This window comes from Cloacibacterium sp. (assembly GCF_047601505.1).
Lineage (GTDB): Bacteria > Bacteroidota > Bacteroidia > Flavobacteriales > Weeksellaceae > Cloacibacterium.
Genome location: NZ_JASGJD010000001.1, coordinates 1296153 through 1319075, shown reverse-complemented (window position 1 = coordinate 1319075; position 22923 = coordinate 1296153). Strand labels below are relative to the sequence as shown.

The following is a 22923-nucleotide window of genomic DNA, read 5'->3' as shown; positions in this document are numbered from 1 at the left end:
AATGATTTCCTTTTAATTTAACAAATCAATGAAACTATCTTCAATTGTAGCTCCTATTTTATTGATTTCTATATTTTCAAAATTCTTTTCTCTTAAAAAAATATCCAGAGTTTCTGGTAAAAATTCTTTGTTTTTATTAATTACAACGTGAACAAATTCGCCAAAAGCATAAGAATTTTCTGCTACTTTATAGCTTTTCAAAATCTTCAAAAGTGCAGGAATATTTTCAGTTTTTACTTCAAATAAATCTTTTGGAAAATCTTTACAAATCTGTTTTGGCGTGTCAATTTTCAAAATCTTTCCGTTTTGCATCAATGCAATTCTGTCGCACAAACTCGCTTCGTCCATGTAAGGTGTTGCAACTACAATGGTGATGCCTTGTTCTTTCAAACGTTTCAACATTTCCCAAAATTCTTTCCTCGAAACAGGATCAACTCCAGTAGTTGGTTCGTCTAAAAATAAAACTTTAGGTTTATGAATTAAAGCACAAGAAAGTGCCAATTTTTGTTTCATTCCGCCTGAAAGCTTACCCGCTCTTCTGGATTTAAAAGGTTCAATTTGTTGATAAATATCTTTTATTAAATCATAATTTTCTGCAATGGTAGTATTGAAAACACTTGCGAAAAATTCCAGATTTTCTTCTACTGTCAAATCTTGATAAAGCGAGAATTTCCCAGGCATATAACCGAGAATTTGTCTTATTTTCTGATAATCTCTTATAATATCTAATCCATCAATTTTGGCATTTCCTGAATCTGGTAAAAGAACGGTAGTTAACATTCTGAAAATTGAGGTTTTACCACTTCCATCAGGACCAATCAATCCAAAGATTTCTCCTTTTTTTACTGAAAAAGAAATATCATCAACAGCAAGAATTTTCTGATTTTTCTCGCCATAAGATTTTGATAAATTATTAACTTCTATCATTTGATTTCGCCACTTCGTGGCTTCATTATTTCTTGTTTTTCATCGGGCTTCACCCGATGCTGATTTATGTCGCCACTTCGTGGCTCACCAGTTTTGAAAATATTTTTAAGTTCGCCAAAAACCATCAAAGATGATTTGCTAAATACATATTTTTTTAATTTCCAAATTTTGAATAATTAAAAATTCACAATTCACTGCGAAGCAAATTCACAATTATAGTTTAACTTCTCCGTACATTCCGATTTTTAAAAATCCATCGTTTTTTACACGAATTTTTGCTGCATAAACTAAATTAGCTCTTTCGTCTTTCGTTTGTATGGTTTTTGGCGTAAATTCAGATTTTTGAGAAATCCAATCGATAGCTCCGTTGAGTTCTTTGGTTTTTCCATCTTCTGCATCAACTAATATTTTCACGTTTTGTCCAATTTTAATTTTAGTTAATTGGTCGCCTGTAAAATAAGCTCTCAAAATCATTTCATCAAGATTTGCAATCTTAAAAATTGGTTTTCCAACGGTTGCAAATTCACCTTTGTACATATATTTTGTAAGCACCGTTCCGTTGATTGGACTTGTAATAATATTGTGTTTCAATTGGTCATCAATTTGTAAAACTTTCTTCTGATTTGGATTTTTTTCGCTTAAAACCGCTCTATTTTGAATGTAAATCTGCTCTTCTGTTGCAGAAATTTGTTGATTCAACGTTTGCAATTGTGCATTAGCAACAGCAATTTGATTCTGAACAACAGCAACTTGCGAATTAGCATCATCGAGTTGTTTTTTGGTTGCCGCATCAGATTTTACCAAATTAGAAATTCTGTTTCGCTCTCGGATTGCAGTAGAAAGTTGCTCTTGCAACACCGAAATATTTGCTTTTTGCCCGATTATTTGAGATTGTAATACCTGAATTTGAGGATTTGCTGAATTGGTTTTTTCATCTAAAGCGTTGATGGAAGCTAAAACTTGTTCTTTCTGCAATTCTACACCTTTTCCATCAATCATTCCAATTTGTTGGTTTCCTGTAAGTTGTTGACCTTCTTCTAATTTAAGTTCTAAAATTTTACCAGTTGCTTCTGCTGTAACCATGATTTCATCTGCTTCAAAAGTTCCCGAAGCATCGTAATCTGCAGTTTTTTTGCAGGAAATAAAACTTATCATTAAGATTGAAAGTATTAATATTTTTTTCATTGTATTATTTTTGAATTTTAATATTTTGAACTACCCCGTCAAAATTTTCTGATAGAAAATTTTGCCACCCTAGATTGCTTCGTTCCTCGCAATGACAGGAGAATTTTGAATAGATTATTTTTCAATTATTCAAATTAGCTTTCAAATTATATTGTGTTAATAAATATTGAATTTCGTGAGAGATTTTCGTTAAAACAGCTTGTTCTTCAGCATTTACTTCTCGCAGATAATCGTTGGTGGTAATTACACCGTTTTCTAATTGCGCCAAACTCGCATTTTTTATGCTTTTTCTCAACGTGATGAGTTCGTCATCTTTATCAATAAGATTTTGAATTTTATCTAAATCGCTTTTCTGTTGAATTTCTGTAAAATTTTGATTAAAAAGAAAGTTTTCTTTTTGAATTTCAACATCTTGAGACTGATTATTCAATAATTGCAATTCATTTTTTTTGGTATAAAATCCAGAAATCGGAATGTTTAATCGAACTCCAGCCATATAAAAAGTGTCAAATTCATTTTTTAACATATTGAAACCTGGTTTTCCGTAGCCACCTTGAAAAAACGCACCTAATTTTGGAGTATTTTTAGTGTTAACAAGTTTTTTCTGAGCAGCTATTAACGTTTTTTGAGCATCAAAAAGTTTGAGTTCAGAACGTTTATTGGTTTCAGAAATTAACATCTTTTTAGGAGTTTGCAAATTGGTATTTTCATCTAAATTTCTTTTAACGAAGAAAGAAAGCATCTGCAAGTAAGTTTTTTTCACAGATTTTAATTCAATTTCTCTTTGCTCGAGTTTTACCAATTCTGCTTTCAAAACATCGAGATTGCTTCTAAAAATCACCCCGTTTTTTAATTGAGCTTCTGCTTTTTTAATTCCTTCATTAATGTCTGATTTTGTGAGCTGCAATTGCGACAATTGCTTGTCTGTTAATAAAATTCCGAAATAAATTTGATTAATTCTTTCCTTTAATTTATCCAATTCTACTTCAATTTGCTGCGATTGAATTTCAGATTGTGCTTTGGCAATTATTTTCTGATTTTTAATATTTCCTCCATCAAAAATATTTTGCGAAACATCTGCATAAACCTTGTATTGGTCTTTACTTAAAGGATTTACAGAAATATTTGGTAATTTCACGGGAAGCTCTGTCACTTCGTTTTGATAAGATGCTTGCCCGACAATATTTATCTGAGGCAACCAACCTTTCAGCGCATTTTCAATGGTATATTGCTCTGATTTTTTGATGAGTTCTTGCTTTTTTATCAACGGATAATTTTCTCTAGACAATTGGTAACATTGTTCTAAAGAAAGCGTTTCCTGAGCATTTGTAAAACCTAAAAAAAGCAGAAAAAGATATTTTAGTTTTTTCATATTTTTAACGCAAAGTGCGCAAAGATTTTATTAAACATTTTTGAAAAAATTTTTAAGTTTGCCAAGAATCATCAAAGATGATTTATTTAATTTGCTAATTTTCAACTTTCCATTTTCAATTCAAGCAAGGTTTTTACCCAAACGGGAATTAATTTTCTTCTTTCTTCAATAAATTGTTGAAATTCGTCGTCTTTTATTATTTGAAAAGCATTGAAAACAGGTTTTGCAACGAAAGGGAAAATCGTCATTCCTAGAAAAGTCACCAAAAAATGAAGTGGATTCATATCTGGTCGTTTTTCTTTAATTTGCTTAATTAGTGAAGAATTATTAAAAACTTTTCGAATAGGAATAATAGAAGTAAGTTCAGAATTTTTCTTTTGAATTTCACTAATCACAAAAACTGGAAGATTAGGATTTTTAGATAAAATATCGATATATTTTTCTGTTGTCAAGTCTATTTTCTCTTCTAAAGTTGTCTTTTCATCGGTAATAATTGGCAGAATTTGACCAAAAAGCAAAACTATTTTTGCCTTCATTACTTGTTCAAAAAGTTTTTCTTTGCTTCTAAAATAATAATTAAGAAGCGCAAGATTGATGCCTGCTTCTTCTGCAATATCTCTAGTTCTAGTTCCCGAAAATCCTTTTTCTGTAAATACTTTTGAGGCAGAAATTAATATTTTTTCTTCGGTAGAAAGTTCTTTTTCAGTCATTTTGAATGAATTTAACAATACAAAACTACAATTATTTTTTTGATTTAAACAAATAATTTAATCAAATGATTAAATTTATTTTTAAACAAAGATTCCTCTTGTTTTGAATTATTAATTGCCACAGAAAAAAAATTAATTAAAAAAATCTTAAAATTTAGATGCGTATTTTAATCATTTTATTGTCAAAAATTAAAATTTAATTAAAACAGAAGCTTCAACTTAAAAATTGAATTTTCTTGATGATTTAATAATTAATTTTGCACCGTAAATGAAACAGAAGAGACTTCACATTTTGTTTTTGCTATTGTCTATATTAATTTGTGGACAAAGCTTTATTGGATTTGAAATAGGAAATCCAACACATCAAGTTGTGCAAAAACATCAGAAAAAAGCCTCCAATTTTTATTCTCAAGACGAACTGTCTGTTACCGATGATTGGGAAACCGAAGAAGAGAAAGACACAAATGATTCTCAAAAAGATGCAATCAATATCTTTTGCAACGCCCAACATTTTACTCATTTTTTCTCTAAATTATTCTTTACAATTGAGAAAAAATCTCCACAACAATTTTTTGAGCAGAAATCTGCTTACTATTCCTCTATTTTTATCTTATTCAGAAATTTAAGAATTTGATTCTTTTGTAATCTCAAAATTTCAAAGAAAATTCTAAAAATTTGGTTCCAATTGAACCTATTTGTTTCAAACATTATCGTCTGAAGCAATACTTCTCATTTTATTTTTAAAGAAAAAAATACTAAACAAAAAAATTATTTACGATGGTTATGAAAAAAAATCTTTTCATTTCGGCTATTGCTATTGCTTTAATTTTACTAAGCTGTAACAAAAAAGAAGCAGAAACAAAAGACTATGAAAGTGAATTCACCGCTACGAGTCCACTTATTATGGACACTGCTTTCACCAAAGAATATGTATCTCAAATTAAATCTCTAAAAAACATTGAAATTAGAGCTCAGGAAAAAGGTTATCTAGAAAAAGTATATGTAGACGAAGGACAATACGTTCATGCGGGGCAACCCCTTTTCAAAACAATGCCTGCGCTATATCAAATAGATTTACTAAAAGCTCAGGCTGAAGCAAAAGCTGCTCAAATAGAACTCGGAAATACAAAATTATTAGCTGATAAAAATGTAGTTTCTAAAAAAGAACAAGAATTGGCAAAAGCAAGACTAGAACAAGCTAACGCCGAAGTTGCACTAGCAAAACTTCATCTTTCTTTTACCGTAATTAGAGCTCCTTTTTCCGGAACAATTGACAGAATTCCTAAAAAACTTGGAAGCTTAATAGACGAAGGGGAACTGCTAACCAGTTTATCTGACAACAGTCAAATTTATGCATATTTCAATGTTTCTGAGCCTGAATATTTGCAATACGAACAAAATGTAAAGGACAGAGGAGACAGCCATGTTAATTTAAAATTAGCAAACGACGAATTGTTTCAATACACTGGAAAAGTAGAAGTAATAGAAAGCGAATTCGACCCAGAAACGGGAAACATTTCTTTCCGAGCAAAGTTTCCAAACTCTGAAAAATTATTGAAAAATGGCGAAACAGGAAAAGTTTTGATGAGCGTTCCTATTAAAAATGCTATGTTGATTCCTCAAAAAGCTACTTATGAAATTCAAGACAAAAAATATGTATTTGTTTTAGACAAAAACAACAAAGCAGTTTCTAGAGAAATAACTACTGTTGGTGAATTTCCAGACTTATATATTGTGAAATCTGGACTTTCTGCTGGTGATAAATTCTTGCTAGAAGGAGTTCAAAACGTGAAAGAAGGAGAAAAAGTGAGCTGTAAATTCCAAAATCCGAAATCTGTAATTTCTAAACTCCGCTTAAAAGCCGAATAATTAATTTTTAGAAAGAAAAAGTATGAATAAATTCATTCAGAGACCGGTATTATCTATTGTAATATCCCTCATCATTGTATTTTTAGGAATTATTTCTTTGGTAAAACTTCCTGTTACACAGTTTCCTTCTATTTCGCCACCAAAAGTAAATGTGGTAGCAGAATATCCTGGCGCAAACAACGAATTATTGATAAAATCTGTGGTAATTCCTTTAGAAAGAGCTCTAAATGGAACTCCCGGAATGAAATATATGGCTTCAGATGCTGGTAACGACGGCGAAGCTTCTATTCAAGTAGTTTTTAACTTAGGAACAGACCCAAATCAAGCATCATTAAATGTTCAAAACAGAGTTGCTTCCGTAGTTAATAAATTACCTCCTTTGGTGGTAAGAGAAGGCGTGAAAATTAGTAGAGAAGAGAGCAATATGTTGATGTACGTAAATCTTTTCAGTACTGATAAAAAAGCTGACCAAAAATTCCTTTTCAATTATGCAGATATCAACCTTTTGTCAGAATTAAAAAGAGTTGACGGAGTTGGTTTTGCAGATATTTTAGGAAATAGAGAATATGCCATGAGAGTTTGGCTAAAACCAGACCGAATGCTGGCTTACAAAATTTCGGCAGACGAAGTAATGGAAGCTTTAGCACAACAAAGTTTAGAAGCATCACCAGGTAAAACTGGGGAAAGTTCTGGGAAAAGATCTCAAACTTTTGAATATGTTTTAAAATATTCTGGGCGTTTTACAACAAAAGAACAATACGAAAACGTAGTTATAAGAGCCAATCCTGATGGTGAATTATTGAGATTAAAAGACGTAGCAGATATAGAATTCGGGAGTTCTATGTACGACATCTACTCTAGCATTAATGGCAAACCTTCTGCTGCAATTGTCTTAAAACAATCTTACGGAAGTAACGCTACTCAAGTAATAAAAGATGTAAAAACAAAATTAGAAGAATTAAAAAAATCTTTTCCAAAAGGAATGGATTACGAAATTTCTTATGACGTTTCTACCTTCTTAGATGCTTCCATAGAAAAAGTTGTTCACACTTTATTCGAAGCATTTATTCTAGTTGCTATAGTAGTCTTCTTATTCTTGGGAGATTGGCGCTCCACTTTAATTCCTGTAATGGCTGTTCCCGTTTCGTTGGTAGGAACATTTATGTTTATGCAACTTTTCGGCATTACATTAAACCTGATAACGCTCTTCGCATTAGTTCTGGCGATTGGTATTGTTGTAGATGATGCTATTGTGGTAATAGAAGCGGTACACCTGAAGATGGAAACACATCACATCTCCGCAAGAAGAGCTGCAAAATTAGCCATAGAAGAAGTAGGAGGAGCAATTATCGCCATCACATTTGTAATGGCAGCCGTATTTATTCCCGTAGCTTTCATGTCTGGACCAGTAGGAATTTTCTATCGTCAGTTTTCTATAACGATGGCGACTTCTATTATTCTTTCCGGAATTATAGCACTTACGCTTACTCCTGCCCTTTGTGCCATGATTTTAAGAAATACACACGGGAAACCCAAAAAGAAAACACCGGTAAATTATATTGTAGAAAGTTTTAACAAATGGTTCGACAAGACTTCTTTAAAATACATAAATGTTTTAAGCAAAATTGTTGACAGAAGAACAGTAACCTTCGGGATTTTAGCAATTTTTTGCGTTGGAATTTACATCTTAAACCGAAATGTTCCTTCAGGATTTATTCCTAACGAAGACCAAGGAATGATTTACGCCATTATCCAAACGCCTCCAGGTTCATCCCTAGAAAGAACTAACAACGCCGCAGAACAACTTCAAAAAATGACAGAAGACATGGATGATGTAAAATCTGTTTCTGCATTAGCGGGCTACGAAATTCTTACAGAAGGTACAGGTTCCAACTCTGGTACTTGCCTTATCAACCTAAAACCTTGGAATGAGAGAAAACATTCTTCCTTAGAAATTATTGAAGAATTAGAAAAAAAATCTAAATCTTTAAAAGGTGCTCAAGTAGAGTTTTTCCAACCGCCAGCCGTTCCTGGTTATGGTGCTGCAGGTGGTTTTGAATTGAGACTTTTGGATAAAGATGGCACTAATGATTATAAAAAAATGGAAGAAGTGAACAAAAATTTCGTGGAAGAATTGAATAAACGCCCCGAACTTTCCTCTGTTTTTTCTTTCTACAGTGCTAGTTTTCCTCAATATATGATGAAAATTGATAACGACTTGGCACAACAAAAAGGCGTAACTATTGACAATGCTACTAACACACTTTCTACACTTTTGGGAAGTAACTATGAAATCAGTTTCATTAAATTCGGTCGTCAGTACAAAGTTATTGTTCAAGCAGCTCCTCAATACAGAGCATTACCAGAAGATATTTTGAAACTTTATGTAAAAAACAACAGAGACGAAATGGTACCTTTTTCAGCATTTATGCACTTAGAAAAAGTTTATGGACTTTCAGAAATCACGAGACACAATATGTACAATGCTTCAGAAATAAGCGGACAAGCTGCCGAAGGTTATAGTAGTGGTGAAGCTATTAGCTCGATTAAAGAAGTTGCAGACAAAACATTGCCTAGAGGTTACGGGATAGATTGGGCAGGTATTTCTAAAGACGAAGAAGGTAGAGGCAATGAAGCAATTTATATTTTCTTAATTTGCCTAACCTTTGTATATCTCATATTATCAGCACAATACGAAAGTTTTATTCTTCCTTTAATTATCATTTTATCTCTGGTTGTAGGTATTTGTGGAGCATATCTTTTCCTATTTCTATTTGGATTAGAAAATAACATTTATGCACAAGTTGCAATGGTAATGCTTATAGGATTACTCGGCAAAAATGCGGTTTTGATTGTAGAATTTGCGGCTAAAAAACACAGCGAAGGAGAAACTACATTCAACTCTGCTATAGAAGGAGCTAAAGTAAGATTCAGACCAATTTTAATGACTTCGTTTGCATTTATTGCAGGATTGCTTCCTTTGGTTTTTGCAACTGGTCCGGGTGCAATAGGTAATAGAACTATTGGTTCTGCTTCGGCAGGTGGTATGCTTATCGGTACAGTATTCGGATTGTTTGTAATCCCAGGTTTGTACTACATTTTTGCAACCATTGCAGAGAAATACAAATTTGTAAGAGAAGAAGAAGAAAACCCTTTAACAGAAGATTTCACCAATGAATAATTTTTCAAAAATATACAAAATAACACTTTCAGCCTTATTACTTTTATTGGTAATAGGTTGCAAAGCACCTGCAATTGTAGAAAACAATGCAAAAACGACTCTTCCGGAAATATATCAACCAAGTGCAAGTTATACCGCACTTGCTGCTGACACTACCAATATTGCTGTAAAACCTTGGCAAGAATTTTACAAAGACAAATATTTAAAAGATTTGATTGACAAAGCCTTGCACAGCAATCAAGAACTGAACATTCAATTGCAAGAAATTGAAATTGCTAAAAATGACATCAGAGTAAAAAAAGGAGCACTTTTACCTTCGGTTTCGCTTCAAGCTGGTGCAAGTGTAGATAAAGTTGGAAGATATACCAGCCAAGGCGCTGGTGATGCTACTACAGAAATAGAACCCGGAAAAGAAATGCCAGACCCACTTGGTAATTTCGCAATTGGTGCCGTTGCAAACTGGGAAGTAGATGTTTGGAAAAAACTTAGAAACTCTAGCAAAGCTGCTGTAGATAGATATTTAGCAACAGTAGAAGGAAAAAATTTCGTGGTTACCAATTTAGTCGCAGAAATTTCTAGCTCTTATTACGAATTACTATCACTAGACAATCAATTAGATATTATTAGACAGACGATAAAAATTCAGAAAAATGCTTTAGAAGTGGTAAAAATTCAAAAAGAAGCTGCTCGTTCTACAGAATTGGCAGTACAAAAGTTTCAAGCGGAAGTTTTATCAACCCAAAATAAAGAATACGAAATTCTTCAACAAATAAAGGAAACCGAAAACAAAATTAACTTCCTTTTGGGAAGATATCCTCAGGAAATCCCTAGAGACAAATCTGTTTTTATGACGGAAAATATTGCAGATGTTTACACCGGAATTCCGTCTCAGCTTTTAGCAAACAGACCTGATATAAAACAAGCCGAACTAGAATTAGATGCTTCTAAATTAGATGTAAAAATTGCCAGAGCAGAATTTTTTCCAAAATTTGAAATTAGTGCTGGTGTAGGTTTAGAAGCTTTCAAACCAACTTATTTGGTGAAAATCCCTGAATCTCTTTTGTATAATTTGGCAGCAGATATGGCAGCACCACTCATCAATAAAAATGCAATACAAGCTGAATTTGCAAGTGCCAATGCAAGACAAATTCAATCTTTATACGAATACGAAAAAACCGTTTTGGGAGCTTATTTAGAAGTAAATACACAAATTTCTAATATAGACAATCTTCAAAAAAACTTTAGTATGCAAAACCAACAAGTACAAGCGCTCAACAAAGCTATTGATGCTGCAAACGACTTGTTCAAAGCTGCTAGAGCAGATTATTTTGAAGTTTTAATGACACAAAGAGATGTACTGGAAGCAAAACTAGATCTAATAGAAACTAAAAAGAAACAACTTGCTTCCGTTGTACAAATTTACAGAAGCCTCGGAGGAGGGTGGAAGTAAATTTCTCTCTTGTTTAGTACATTTTTTTCTTAGAAAAGTCATCTTTCGAGGTGGCTTTTCGTTTTTAAATTGATTTTTTAAATTTTAGTTATTTTTTGGCAACGAAAATGAAATCTTTATTTTTGAAAAAATTTTAAGAAATGATTTTAGAACAATTAGAAAAATCTCCAGAAACGATAATTTTCAAAGACGTAATTGCTTACATTGACGAAAATTATGATTTCACGCCAACAAAATTCACCAATGGAAATACCATCAACGAAGTCAATCAAAACAATGGTTCTTGTAAAGTTTTTAGTTTCGCTAAACAAATAAATTTATCTAAAGAACAGACTTTAACATTATTTGGAGAATTCTACAGAGAAGATGTTATCAAAAATCCAGACGGAACAGACCACCAAAACATCAGAAATTTTATAGAATTCGGTTGGGACGGAATTTCATTTGACGGAGAAGCTCTAAAGAAAAAATAACACTATTTTTGGATGAACTGAATTACATCCTGATTCAGTTCGTCTGCTTTTTCAATAGGAACACCGTGAGAAGTATCTTTAAAAATTTTAAGCTTCGACTTTGGAATTTCCTTCGCAATATATTCTGTATGAGCTCTTTCTATAAGGTCTCTATCGCCAGCAAGCACCAAAACTTTAGCTTTAATATTATTCAACTGTTCTTTGGTAATTTGTGGTTCATCAATCATCAATTGCAACAATCTAATTTCTCTTTCCGGCTTGTTTTCAGCCTTCATTTTAGCAGCATCTCTCTTCATATTTTTCACTTCCAGCTTCCCTACTCCATCCGGAAATACATTTGCTCCACTCGTAATCAATTTTTTAATTCTTTTTGGATATTTTATAGCAAATTCAATACCTGTATTTCCTCCATCACTCCAACCAAGAATATTAATTTTTCTCAATTTTAAAGTATCAGCCAAAGCTTTTACATCTTCGGCAAATTTACGATACGTTAAAGGTTCTAAAGAAGTATCTGTACTTTTACCTTGCGCACGAGTATCCATCGCAATTACAGTAAAATGTTTAGACAATTCTGGAATTTCTTGTTTAAAGGCTTCTATACTTCCTCCATTGCCATGAAGCAGAAACAACGGCTCTCCTTTTCCATAAATTTCATAGTAAATATTAGCATCTTTCAGGTGAAGAATTTTACCCACTTTTGGATTATTACCATATTCTGGAGTTTGAGAAAAAACTACCATAAAGAAAAAGAAATTCAATAGAACTGTAATATATTTTTTCATACTAACTTTTCATCAAATGTACTAAATAAAACAATTTATTACCGAAATCTAAATAACAAATATCATTTTCGTATTTTCGCAAAAATTTTCAATTTTCAACACTCAATTTTCTATTAAATGAATTACGTTTCCGCAGAAAATCTTTCTAAATCTTACGGCATTAAAACTCTTTTTGAGAATATTTCTTTCAACATTAACGAAGGAGACAAAATTGCCATTGTTGCCAAAAACGGCAGCGGAAAATCTACACTTCTCAAAATTTTATTGGGAAAAGAGATTGCAGATTCTGGCACTGTAATCATTAATAAAGACATTCAGGTGGTTTTGTTCGACCAAGAAATTGAATTCAATTCAGATTTATCCATTGATAAATTTATGATGACGCTAGATTCTCCACCAATTTTAGCTTTAAAAAAATACCATGCTTCTCTCATTTCCGAAAATCCTGAAGAAATGGAAAAAGCCATAGCAGAAATGGAAATCCAAAAAGCTTGGGACCTTGAAAATGAAATGAAACAAATTCTTTCTCAGCTTAAAATTACTGATTTGTCTGCTAAAATGGGAAAACTTTCGGGTGGACAGATAAAACGTGTTGCTTTGGCAAAATTATTGACGGAAACCAGAGCGCAACACACACATACTCTTCTCATTATGGACGAACCTACCAATCACCTTGATGTGGAAATGGTAGAATGGCTAGAAAATTATCTGAGTAAAGAAAAAATTACATTACTTCTCGTAACTCACGATAGATATTTTCTAGATTCTGTTTGCGATATTATTTGGGAAATGGAAGACAAAAATTTATATTTTCATAATGGGAGTTACGCTACTTACCTCGAAAATAAAATGATTAGAGAAGACAACCTCAATGCAACGATTGACAAAGCCAACAACCTTTACAGAAAAGAATTAGAATGGATGCGCCGCCAACCAAAAGCAAGAACCACCAAATCTAAATCTAGAATTGATGCTTTCTACGACACCGAAAAAGTAGCCAAAACTAATACAAAAAAACAATCTTTGGAACTCGATTTTGAGATGAAAAGATTGGGAAATAAAATTCTGGAACTGAAAAACATCAACAAAAGTTTTGGAAATTTAGTTTTACTTAAAGATTTTTCTTACCAATTTCAAAGAGGCGAAAAAATAGGAATCATAGGAAAAAACGGAGCCGGAAAATCTACACTTCTCAACATTATTCAAGGTTTTGAACCAAAAGATTCTGGCGAAATAGAAACCGGTGAAACCATCAAATTCGGATATTTTTCGCAAAAAGGTTTACAATTTAAAGAAGATGAACGTGTTATCGATTTTATTAGAGAAATTTCAGAAAATTTTCCTTTAGCCAACGGAAGAACCATTTCTGCTTCGCAGTTTCTAAGGCTTTTCTTGTTTGATGACCAAACGCAATATTCTCCCATTTCTAAACTTTCGGGTGGCGAAAAACGTAGATTACATTTGATGTACGTATTGTATCAAAATCCAAATTTTTTGATTTTTGATGAACCAACCAACGATTTGGATTTGCCAACTCTGACGGTTTTAGAAAACTTTTTACTGAATTTTCAGGGAAGTTTAATTATCGTTTCACACGACCGTTATTTTATGGATAGAATTGTGGACCATGTTTTGGCTTTTGAAGGCGAAGGTAAAGTAAAAGATTTTGTTGGGAATTTTTCGGAATATCGTGAAAGTCAGAAGTCGGAAGACAGAAGTCAGAAATCTGACACTTCAACTCCGCAAAGTGAGCCAAAACCAACAACCAACAACCAAATTCCAGTAAAGAAAAAACTTTCTTTCAAAGAACAGCGAGAGCTAGAAACCATAGAAAAAGAAATGCCCGAGTTGGAAGCAAAACGAGCAAAAATTCTAGAAAAACTCAACAATGAATCTGATTATGAACAGATTGCAAAATTATCTGCAGAATTAGAATCTATTTCTGAAAAACTAGAAGAGCACGAATTGCGTTGGCTAGAATTACAAGAAATGATGGGCTAACCATTCAATTCTTTTGCACGATTTTCTGCTGCAAAAATTCCGTTTTCTACAATTTCTTTAAGAGAATTTTCGTTGAAAACTTGTAAAGCAGCTTCTGTAGTTCCGCCTTTTGAGGCAACTTCTTTTATCAATTCGTCCAGATTTTTATCAGAATTATTGATGAGATGATAAGCGCCAACCATGGTTTGTTTCACAAAAAGCTTCGAAAGATTTTCGTTAATTCCCATTTTTGTACCTGCTTTTATCATTGCATCTACAAAATAATAGAAATAAGCCGGACCGCTTCCGCTGAGCGCTGTAACAGAATCTAGCAAATCTTCTTCTTCCAGATAAACAGCTCTACCAGTACTGTTGAGCAATCTTTCAATTTGTAAAATTTGGTTAAATGTAATGCCTTCCGCGGCGGTGTAACCCGTAATTCCCATACCAATTAAAGTAGGAGAATTTGGCATTGCTCTCACTACATTTTTATGATGCAAAGCTTGTTGAATTTTTTCAATTTTTACACCAGCCATTATAGAAAGTACCATTTGATGGTCTTTTAACTGAAACGGAAGATTTTCTGCAACATACTGAAAATCTTGCGGTTTCACCGAAACAACAATTAAGTCTGCATCTTCTACATTAGCTTCTTCAAAATTAGAAATTTGCACTTCGGGAAACTCTTTTTTTATTTTCCCAACTTTTTTTTCGCCTCTTATAATCAATTGTAAATGATGAGGTTTCACCAATTCATATTTTAAAAATGAACGAGAAAAAGCTACTCCCATGTTTCCGGCTCCTAAAATGGCAATTTTCATAATTTTTAAATTTTTTATTCGTGTTTTATTCTATTTTTTTTTCGCGCTGAACGAAGTATAAGCGTCTAATTTCTAACTATTATTTTTAAAATAATCTCTCAAAACCCTTAATTCGTGAAATTCCATGTGAGGCAAATCTCTTTTTAAATCGTTGAGACTTTCATATTTTTCTGGATTTTCTTTGAATTTTGTATTGAAAAAAATCTCAAAATCTTGTATGTACTCTTTTGCTACAATTCGTTCAATCTCCAAAGAACCATTTTCCACAAATTTTGCCAAATGTCCAAAAATTGTCTGTACCAAAACGCCTCTTTCTTTAGCAATTTCGCCAATAGATTTTCCTTGTTCAAACAACTGAAAAGTAACATTTTGTGTTGGAATTTTCAGAACTTTTGTAGAAATTTTCTCGTCATTTTTTTTGTCGAAAAGTGGTTTCTCTAACAAATGTACGTTTTTTAAATCATTCAGATATTCTTCCAAATCATCTAGCAACGTTCTGGTATCTTCGTTGTATAATTTTAAACCTTTCACGCCTTTTGTTTCGGCATAAAATTCTTTAAAAGGCTTAAAAATTTCTTCGTTTACCTTCCCGAAAAAGAAATTTACAGCACCTTCTGCTTTAAATTCTATTTCTTTCCATTCTTCTTGATTTTGAATGAACTTTTTAGTTTTTTGCCAAATAATTTTCTCGAATTTAAGATAAATATCCGTTAAATTCTCAGCAGATGTTTTCAGTGCAAAATACAGTTGATATGCTTTTTGTTGATCTACAAATTTGCTTTGTTTAGAAGCTATATTCCAAGTTTCTAAAGCATCTTTTATCCAAATTATATCTAAATATCTAAGAACTTTTCGGATGCTATAATCATATTTTTCAGAATTTAAAATTTCTTCAATTTGATCGTTTGCATTGGTAGAATCTTGAAACTGAGAAACTCTTTTATCACTAAAAATAACATCTTTGGTGATTTTAGATTTTAGCACAATTCCTTCTAAAGTTCTGCAACGCGAAAGCGCAACATACACTTGCCCCGAAGCGAAAGATTTCCCCGCATCTATCATCAATCTGTCAAAAGTAAGCCCTTGAGATTTATGAATGGTAACCGCCCAAGCCAAGCGAACAGGATATTGCTCGAAACTGCCCAAAACTTGTTCGTCTATATTTTTTTGGTCGTCTAAAGTATATTTTTTTTGTTCCCAAACTTCCTTTTTCAGTTTGTAATCTTCGTTGTCTCCATCTATTCTTACCCAAATTTCTTCTTCATCTAAATCTACTACTTCTGCCAATTTACCATTGAAATATTTCTTTTCTTGAGAAGCATCGTTTCTGATAAACATAATTTGAGCGCCAATTTTCAATTCTAAAGTTTCGTCTATAGGATACTGACTGTCTTTAAAATCTCCAACAATACTCGCTTTGAAAAAGTGAGATTTCCCGCCCAATTCTTCAAGTTTTTTACTATTAATATTATCTGCAATTCTATTATGAGAAGAGAGATAAACGTAAGATTCTTCTTTTGGTTCAAAATCTGGGAGAAATCTTTCGTGGAGTTTTTCGTAATGTTCTGTAGAAAGATTTCCGTCTCTTATTTCATTTAAAATTTCAAGAAAAGTTTCATCTGTCTGCCTGTAAACTTTGGTTAATTCAATTGTAAGAAGATTGGTATCCTGAAGTGCAAAAGCATCAAAAAAGAACGGAGAAGCGTAATATTTTTTCATAATATATTCGTTCTCGTCTCTTACAACTGGCGGAAGCTGGTACAAATCTCCAATAAAAAGCATCTGTACGCCTCCAAATTTCTGAGGATTTCTCCTAATGTGTCTTAGAGAAAAATCCATCATATCTAAAACATCGGCTCGCAACATAGAAACCTCATCTATAATGATTACTTCTACCTCTCTCAGCAATTTTAATTTATCTTTTCGATATTTAAAATGCTGCATCAAATCTGGAATATTCATGGCAAGATTACCATCAATTCGGTCTAAAGTAGGGACGAAAGTTCTAAGCGGAAACCCAAACATAGAATGAATAGTAACGCCACCAGCATTAATGGCAGCAATACCTGTAGGAGCCACTACAATGTGTTTTTTGCGTGTTTTTTTTACAAAATTATTAAGAAAAGTAGTTTTTCCTGTTCCTGCTTTTCCTGTAAAAAAAATGTTTCGGCTGGTATTTTCTAGGAGGTCAAAAAGATTATTATTCATTCTAAAATCAAAATTAGTAATTTTTTTTGAGGTAACGATTTAGAATGCAAGTCTATTGAAACTAAAATATTAATTTACAAAATCTATTAATCAATAGATGATATAAATCATAATTGACTTATAGAATAATGTTAGTACTTTTGCAAAGTAAATTTTTAGGAAAAATCAGATATTAATCATCTTTATTAATATTTCTTTATTTATCTTTTGAATTTCTCTTGTTAATAGGGCTGCATAAGATTTTTGAGACATTGAGTTACAAGGGTTTTTATGAATTCAATTATTTTTAGTAGTCTTTTATAAGACATTTTTCGGCAAGAGGAATTCTGTTTTAGCAATTTATTGCTATATTGTTTCCTCTTTTCCACTTCAGTTTACATTCGATTAAAGGGAAACAATAAACCAAAGCTCAGCAGAATTGTTGAGCTTTTTTTAATAATTAGATTTTAAAATACAATATCTAAAAAGGTCATAAAATTTACCATTTTTTAGAATTTCTTGTTGAAGTACTGCTTCAAAAACAAAACCACATTTTTCTAAAACTTTGCCAGAAGCAGGATTGTGAAGAAAATGAGAAGCGTAGATTTTGTTTAAATTCAATTCTTCAAAACCAAATTTTAAAACCTTTTGTAAAGCTTCAGAAACGTAACCTTTATTCCAAAAAGACTTGCCAAGCCAATATCCCACTTCGGCTTTATTGTTAGAATTGTCTAAATGCAAACCTACTGCGCCAATAAGTTTTAAATTTTCTTTCTCACGAATTCCAAAAATGAAAGCTTCATTTTTCTGAAAGCTAAATTCTGCCATTTGAAACCAAAAATCTGCATTTTCTTTTTTATACGGAAAAGGCAGCGTTAATGTATTTTCAGAAATTTCTGAAGTAGAATTCATCTGTAAAATAACATCTTCTGTATCAGCAACTGTAGGCTGAGAAAGAACTAATCTTTTTGTAGAAAGAGTTGGGAAGGTTTGCATTTTATTTTAAATGTACAAGATTATTCCAAGTTTTAATAAAAAAAATAACTTCAAAAATTATAATAGCCAAACAAATAAGAATTAAAAATTTCTTATCAATTTTTTGTTTCAACAATTTATATACAGTAAAAACAATAATTATTGGTAAAACAAAAAAGAAAAAAAGGAGAAAAATAATAAACCCTATCATGAGTTTTCTTTATACCACGAAGAATATTTCACATAATTATTTGCAATTCTGTTAATTTCACCTTCTAGCAACTGCTGAGAAACATCTTTTATTTTCACCGCTGGAACGCCAGCCCAAAGTTCACCCGTTTTAACGTGAGTTCCTTGCGTTACTACAGCTCCGGCAGCAATAATAGAATTGCTTTCTATTAAACAATCGTCCATCACAATAGCGCCCATACCTATCAAAACATTATCTTGAATAGTACAACCATGCACACAAGCATTATGCCCAATAGAAACGTTATTTCCAATTTTCAAAGGGAATTTTTCGTAAGTACAATGCAACATTACATTGTCTTGCACGTTTACTTTATTCCCCAATTTTATATAATGTACATCTCCTCTTATCACTGCGTTGTACCAAATGCTGCAATCTTTGCCCATTTCTACATCACCAATAATGACGGCGGTTTCTGCTAAAAAAGTATTTTCCCCTATTTTAGGAGTTTTTCCTAAAAGTTCTCTTATTATTGCCATTTTAATTACGATTTTGAATTTATGATTTACAATTTTTTTAACTTCCTTCTTCCGATATCCGACTTCAAAAATATCTATTATCGAAAAAATCTAACTTCTAACTTCCAACATCTAACTTCCTTTCCCTATTTTTGTACTCTCAAATTTAAGTAAAAAATGCGAAAAATATTTATAGAACCTACCGCAAATCCAAATGTAATGAAATTTGTGGCAGATTATACTTTAATTCCAGGTTCACTAGAGCTAGACAGAACTTCAGACATCACTGAAATTCCTTTGGCTCAAGAGCTTTTCAATTATCCTTTTGTTTCTAAAATTTTCGTTTCTGCAAATTTTGTGGCAGTAGCCAAAGAAGACCACGTAGAATGGGAACATATTGCAGAAAGCCTTAAAAATGTAATTGAGGACGAATTATTAGCAAATCCTAGAATTTACAAACAAAAACCTCAACAGAGATACGAAATTTTTGCTGAAATGACTCCAAATCCTGCAGTAATGAAATTTGGAGGTAACAGACTTTTACTCGACGGTTTTGTGGAAGTAAAATCCAAAGAAGAAGCAGAAGAAGTTCCTTTAGCAAAAGTGCTTTTTGATGAATTCAAATTTGTAAAAGAAGTTTTTGTTTCGGAAAATTTTGTTGCCGTAACCAAAGATGATTCTGTACAATGGCACGAAGTGATGGTTTCTGTAAGAAATGTAGTGGCAGAATTTCTTCAAAGTGGAAATAAAATTAGCAATATAGAACCTCAGAAACACGAAAGTCCTGTAGAAAAAATCATCAATAGAGAATATACTGATGATGAACAAAAAATTTCGGATATTTTAACGGAATATGTTTCTCCAGCAGTAGAAAATGATGGCGGAAAGATTTCTCTTTTAGAATACGATGCAGAACACAAAACTGCAAAAATGCTTCTACAAGGCGCTTGTAGCGGTTGCCCAAGTTCTACAGCAACTTTAAAAGGAGGAATAGAGCAAGTGCTGAGAAACTTTTTGCCAGATTTGGTAGAAAAAGTAGAAGCTGTAAATGGATAATTAGTTTTTAGTTGATTGTTGTCGGTTGTTAGTATTTACACTGATAGCATTCGATAAAATAAAAAAATCAAAATTTTGAATACCGACAAACAACCAACCAACAACCCTAAAAAAGGAATACTTCTCGTAAATCTTGGTTCGCCGAAATCTACAAAAGTAGAAGACGTAAAAGAATATCTAGACGAGTTCTTGATGGACGAACGTGTAATTGATTACAGGTGGTTTTTCCGTGCTTTATTGGTAAGAGGAATTATCTTAAAAACCCGACCAAAAAAATCTGCTGCTGCTTATGAAACCGTTTGGACAGATGAAGGTTCGCCTTTAATCGTTATCACCAAACAAATTCAACAAAAATTACAAAAATTGGTTGATATTCCAGTAGAAATTGGGATGAGATACGCTGAACCAAGCATAGAAACCGGAATCAGAAGTTTGGTAGAAAAAGGTGTGGAAGAAATTGTACTTTTCCCGCTTTATCCTCAATATGCAATGAGTACAACTGAAACAGTAGTAGAAAAAGCAAAGGAAGTTCAGGCTAAATTTTTTCCAAATATTAAAATAAATTACGTAAAACCTTTCTACAATAGAGATATTTATGTAAACTGTTTGGCGGAAAGCATTAAAGAAAAGCTTCCAGAGAATTTTGATTTGTTGCAATTTTCTTATCATGGCGTTCCGGAAAGACACATTTATAAAACCGACCCTACAAAAACTTGTAAAATTGGCGATTGTTGCTTCAAAGAAGACCATCCTTCTCATCAATTTTGCTATAGACATCAATGTTTAAAAACCACTGAATTGGTGAAGCAAAAATTAGGTTTAGAAGACAGTCAAGTAAAATCTACCTTCCAATCGAGATTAGGAAAAGACAAGTGGATAGAACCTTACACCGATGAAACTTTAGAAAATTTACCAAAAAATGGAGTTAAGAATTTGGCAATTGTTTGTCCTGCTTTTGTAAGTGATTGCTTGGAAACTTTGGAAGAAATTTCGGTAGAAGGAAAAGAAGAATTTTTACACGCTGGCGGAGAAAATTTCCATTACATTCCTTGTCTTAACGACGAAGACCGATGGATAGAAGTGGTAAAACAACTTTGCGAAGAAGAACTTTAAGAAAGTATAATAATAAAATAATAAATGCGCTCAGAAATAATTCCTGAGCGCATTTTCAATGTATCAATGTAATAAATATTTATTTTTTAATTACAGAACCTGCCTTTTGTCCGTTTACAACAACTAAATAAACGCCAGATTGAGCATTTGAAGGGAATGCAATTTCTACATTATTTGTCCCTTCTACAACTTTTGCAGATTTTGCCGCTACTTTTTTACCTGTAACACTAATTAATTCTACAGTTCTAACATCAGTAGTTTTGCTATCAAAATTCACTAAAACGTTATTATTATTAGAAGCTACTTTGTAAACTGAAGCAACAGCAGTTGTAGTTGTAGCCGCTGCAGCTGGTGCAGTTCCACCACCAACTCCTACAGCATCCCAAGCATTGGTAGTTTGAGTTACTTCGTTACTACTTGCGCCATATAAATCTGATGCAGATTGCAGAGAATAAGTTCTGGCATCAGCATAAGTAGAAGAAGATGTAAGATATGTAGTAAGAGTTCTGTAAGCAATAGCTGCTGCTTTATCTAAACCTAAACCAGAAACACTATAAACAAAACCTTTATCATTAGTACCAGAGCCACCACTTGCTAATAAATAATACCAGAAGTTAAGCACTCCAGAATTGGTATGTACTCCGCAATAATCATTAGTAGAAGACGGTGTACAACTTGTTGTTTTCCAATAAGTACCTTGATATGTATCTGGCTGACTATACGAGTTAGGATTTGCCATATCTCTAATTACATAATTGAAATCTTCACCCAGCTTCCAAGAAGCATTAGAAGGTCTTGCCCACAATTCAATAGAGTTTCCAAAAATATCCGAAAAACCTTCATTTAAAGCTCCCGACTCTTTTTGATAAGCTAAATTTGCAGTGAAAGAAGTTAATCCGTGTGTAATTTCGTGACCACAAACATCTAATGCTGTAAGTGGTTTATTACCATTAGTAGAACTACCATCTCCATAAGTCATTCTACTACCATCCCAAAATGCATTAAAATAATTTCTAGAATAATGTACATAAGATTTGATAGCAAAATTATTATCATCTATACTTTTTCTTCCAAATTTTGTCCAGAAGTAATCTACCGTTTTTTCAGCTCCCCAATGCGCATCTGTAGCATATTGATCTAAACTTGTATTTACGTTATTCCAAGTATTATCTGTATCTGTAAAATCTGTAGCTCTAGAATAAGTAGTTCCTTTTTTCAAATTGTAAGTTTCTACAGCAGTTCCACCCGCTCTTCCAGTTTCTCTTAATCTATAAGAAGTACTACTCACTTGGTCTGTAGTAATAGTTTGAGTCCCACTATAAGCTGTTACCGCAGTTCCAGTAGCATTAGTTTCGTGTATTAAAGCATTTGCTCCAAGTACTGCTCCACTTTTTGCATCTACAAAAACTTCTTGTTTACTAAGTGGCTCAGCAGCATATACTACAAATTTATAAGCCAACTTAATTTTTTTAGAATCTGGATTATTAGGGTCTGAATAATAAACTAAACTTCCTTTTGGATAATAAGTTGCAGTTTTATCATTAGATTCTTTTTTCAAAAAAGCCTCCTCTTCTGCATCTTGCCATTTATAAGAACTAGCTCCAACATAAGCCAACGCACTACCTAAAGCATTAGCTTCAGAAATGGTAACTCTTTTTTCTGTTGACAATGAAGAAGGCAAACCTTTAAACCATTCACCATTTTGGCTAATTACTTTATTGTTTTTAACCAAAACATTCATTACACCATACTCTACAGGAATACCGTTAATTGTCTGTTGAAATTTGTGATTTTCAAAACCTAAGGCATCTTTTTCAGTTCTTAACTTACTACCAGCAAGTTCTACCATGGTTTTTGAAGTTTCGTCGAAAGCTAAAGGCTTCCCTTTGAATTCTGGAGCTTTAGATGTTTCGAATCTAACATGCTGCGCATACATATCTGCTTTACCAGAAACAAGTTTTGCTGGAGAATTTTGGCCAAATGCAAATGAGGCGGCAACTACGCTTGCCGCGAGAGTAAATTTAATCTTCATAAAATCTATATTTTTAATTAACAATACGAATATAGAAATTATTTTCACAAAAAATCAAATTTTATTATGAATTTTTTAACAAATCATTAATTTTAAAAA

18 protein-coding genes are annotated in these 22923 nt (G+C 32.5%); 8 read left to right on the top strand and 10 right to left on the bottom strand.

Annotated elements, in window-relative coordinates; all coding sequences use genetic code 11:
- Nucleotides 1–12: 12 nt before the first annotated feature.
- From QM746_RS06195 to QM746_RS06180, 4 genes are all read right to left on the bottom strand, one after another.
- Nucleotides 13–927 carry an ABC transporter ATP-binding protein gene (locus QM746_RS06195; protein ID WP_414983424.1) on the bottom strand — a complete coding sequence of 305 codons (915 nt, stop codon included), beginning with the start codon at nt 925–927 and terminating at the stop codon, nt 13–15.
- Between the two features lie 213 nt (nt 928–1140).
- On the bottom strand, nt 1141–2112 hold the full coding sequence (locus QM746_RS06190; protein ID WP_414983423.1) for an HlyD family secretion protein: 972 nt from the start codon (nt 2110–2112) through the stop codon (nt 1141–1143).
- Between the two features lie 121 nt (nt 2113–2233).
- A complete protein-coding gene (locus tag QM746_RS06185; RefSeq protein ID WP_414983422.1) occupies nt 2234–3484 on the bottom strand; it encodes a TolC family protein in 1251 nt (416 codons plus the stop codon).
- A gap of 101 nt (nt 3485–3585) precedes the next feature.
- On the bottom strand, nt 3586–4194 hold the full coding sequence (locus tag QM746_RS06180; protein ID WP_414983421.1) for a TetR/AcrR family transcriptional regulator: 609 nt from the start codon (nt 4192–4194) through the stop codon (nt 3586–3588).
- Nucleotides 4195–4462: 268 nt separating this feature from the next.
- Here QM746_RS06180 and QM746_RS06175 point away from each other — a divergent pair, with 268 nt between their 5' ends.
- The 5 genes from QM746_RS06175 to QM746_RS06155 all read left to right on the top strand — a co-directional run bounded on the left by QM746_RS06175 (nt 4463) and on the right by QM746_RS06155 (nt 11167).
- Complete coding sequence (locus tag QM746_RS06175) at nt 4463–4828, top strand: hypothetical protein (RefSeq protein WP_414983420.1); 366 nt, start codon at nt 4463–4465, stop codon at nt 4826–4828.
- 149 nt (nt 4829–4977) lie between these two features.
- The gene (locus QM746_RS06170; protein WP_414983419.1) at nt 4978–6063 is read left to right on the top strand and encodes an efflux RND transporter periplasmic adaptor subunit; all 1086 of its coding nucleotides are present in this window, start codon (nt 4978–4980) and stop codon (nt 6061–6063) included.
- Between the two features lie 22 nt (nt 6064–6085).
- A complete protein-coding gene (locus QM746_RS06165) occupies nt 6086–9244 on the top strand; it encodes an efflux RND transporter permease subunit (protein ID WP_414983418.1) in 3159 nt (1052 codons plus the stop codon).
- On the top strand, nt 9237–10694 hold the full coding sequence (locus QM746_RS06160; protein WP_414983417.1) for a TolC family protein: 1458 nt from the start codon (nt 9237–9239) through the stop codon (nt 10692–10694). Before QM746_RS06165 ends, QM746_RS06160 begins: the two co-directional genes overlap by 8 nt.
- A gap of 140 nt (nt 10695–10834) precedes the next feature.
- Nucleotides 10835–11167 (top strand): HopJ type III effector protein, encoded by a 333-nt coding sequence (locus QM746_RS06155; protein WP_414983416.1) that lies wholly within the window; start codon nt 10835–10837, stop codon nt 11165–11167.
- Nucleotides 11168–11169: 2 nt separating this feature from the next.
- Here the strand turns inward: QM746_RS06155 and QM746_RS06150 are convergent, their stop codons facing one another.
- Complete coding sequence (locus QM746_RS06150; RefSeq protein WP_414983415.1) at nt 11170–11952, bottom strand: alpha/beta fold hydrolase; 783 nt, start codon at nt 11950–11952, stop codon at nt 11170–11172.
- A gap of 117 nt (nt 11953–12069) precedes the next feature.
- On the opposite strand from QM746_RS06150, the gene QM746_RS06145 reads away from it, so the two are divergent.
- Nucleotides 12070–13953 (top strand): ABC-F family ATP-binding cassette domain-containing protein, encoded by a 1884-nt coding sequence (locus QM746_RS06145; protein ID WP_414983414.1) that lies wholly within the window; start codon nt 12070–12072, stop codon nt 13951–13953.
- Here the strand turns inward: QM746_RS06145 and proC are convergent.
- The 4 genes from proC to QM746_RS06125 form a co-directional block, all read right to left on the bottom strand.
- A complete protein-coding gene (gene proC / locus QM746_RS06140; protein ID WP_414983413.1) occupies nt 13950–14753 on the bottom strand; it encodes a pyrroline-5-carboxylate reductase in 804 nt (267 codons plus the stop codon). The genes QM746_RS06145 and proC overlap by 4 nt on opposite strands.
- 72 nt (nt 14754–14825) lie before the next feature.
- On the bottom strand, nt 14826–16961 hold the full coding sequence (locus QM746_RS06135; RefSeq protein WP_414983412.1) for a helix-turn-helix domain-containing protein: 2136 nt from the start codon (nt 16959–16961) through the stop codon (nt 14826–14828).
- Nucleotides 16962–17393: 432 nt separating this feature from the next.
- Complete coding sequence (locus QM746_RS06130; protein ID WP_414983411.1) at nt 17394–17936, bottom strand: GNAT family N-acetyltransferase; 543 nt, start codon at nt 17934–17936, stop codon at nt 17394–17396.
- A 186-nt stretch (nt 17937–18122) separates the two neighbouring features.
- A complete protein-coding gene (locus QM746_RS06125; protein WP_414983410.1) occupies nt 18123–18644 on the bottom strand; it encodes a gamma carbonic anhydrase family protein in 522 nt (173 codons plus the stop codon).
- A 156-nt stretch (nt 18645–18800) separates the two neighbouring features.
- Here QM746_RS06125 and QM746_RS06120 point away from each other — a divergent pair, with 156 nt between their 5' ends.
- Both QM746_RS06120 and hemH read left to right on the top strand, forming a co-directional pair.
- Nucleotides 18801–19679, top strand: coding sequence for a NifU family protein (locus QM746_RS06120; protein WP_414983409.1), 879 nt, complete (start codon nt 18801–18803; stop codon nt 19677–19679).
- A 75-nt stretch (nt 19680–19754) separates the two neighbouring features.
- A complete protein-coding gene (hemH, locus tag QM746_RS06115) occupies nt 19755–20792 on the top strand; it encodes a ferrochelatase (RefSeq protein WP_414983408.1) in 1038 nt (345 codons plus the stop codon).
- 79 nt (nt 20793–20871) lie between these two features.
- On the opposite strand, the gene QM746_RS06110 is transcribed toward hemH, so the two are convergent.
- Nucleotides 20872–22824: a M4 family metallopeptidase gene (locus tag QM746_RS06110; protein WP_414983407.1), complete on the bottom strand. Its 1953-nt coding sequence runs from the start codon at nt 22822–22824 to the stop codon at nt 20872–20874.
- Between the last annotated feature and the right edge of the window lie 99 nt (nt 22825–22923).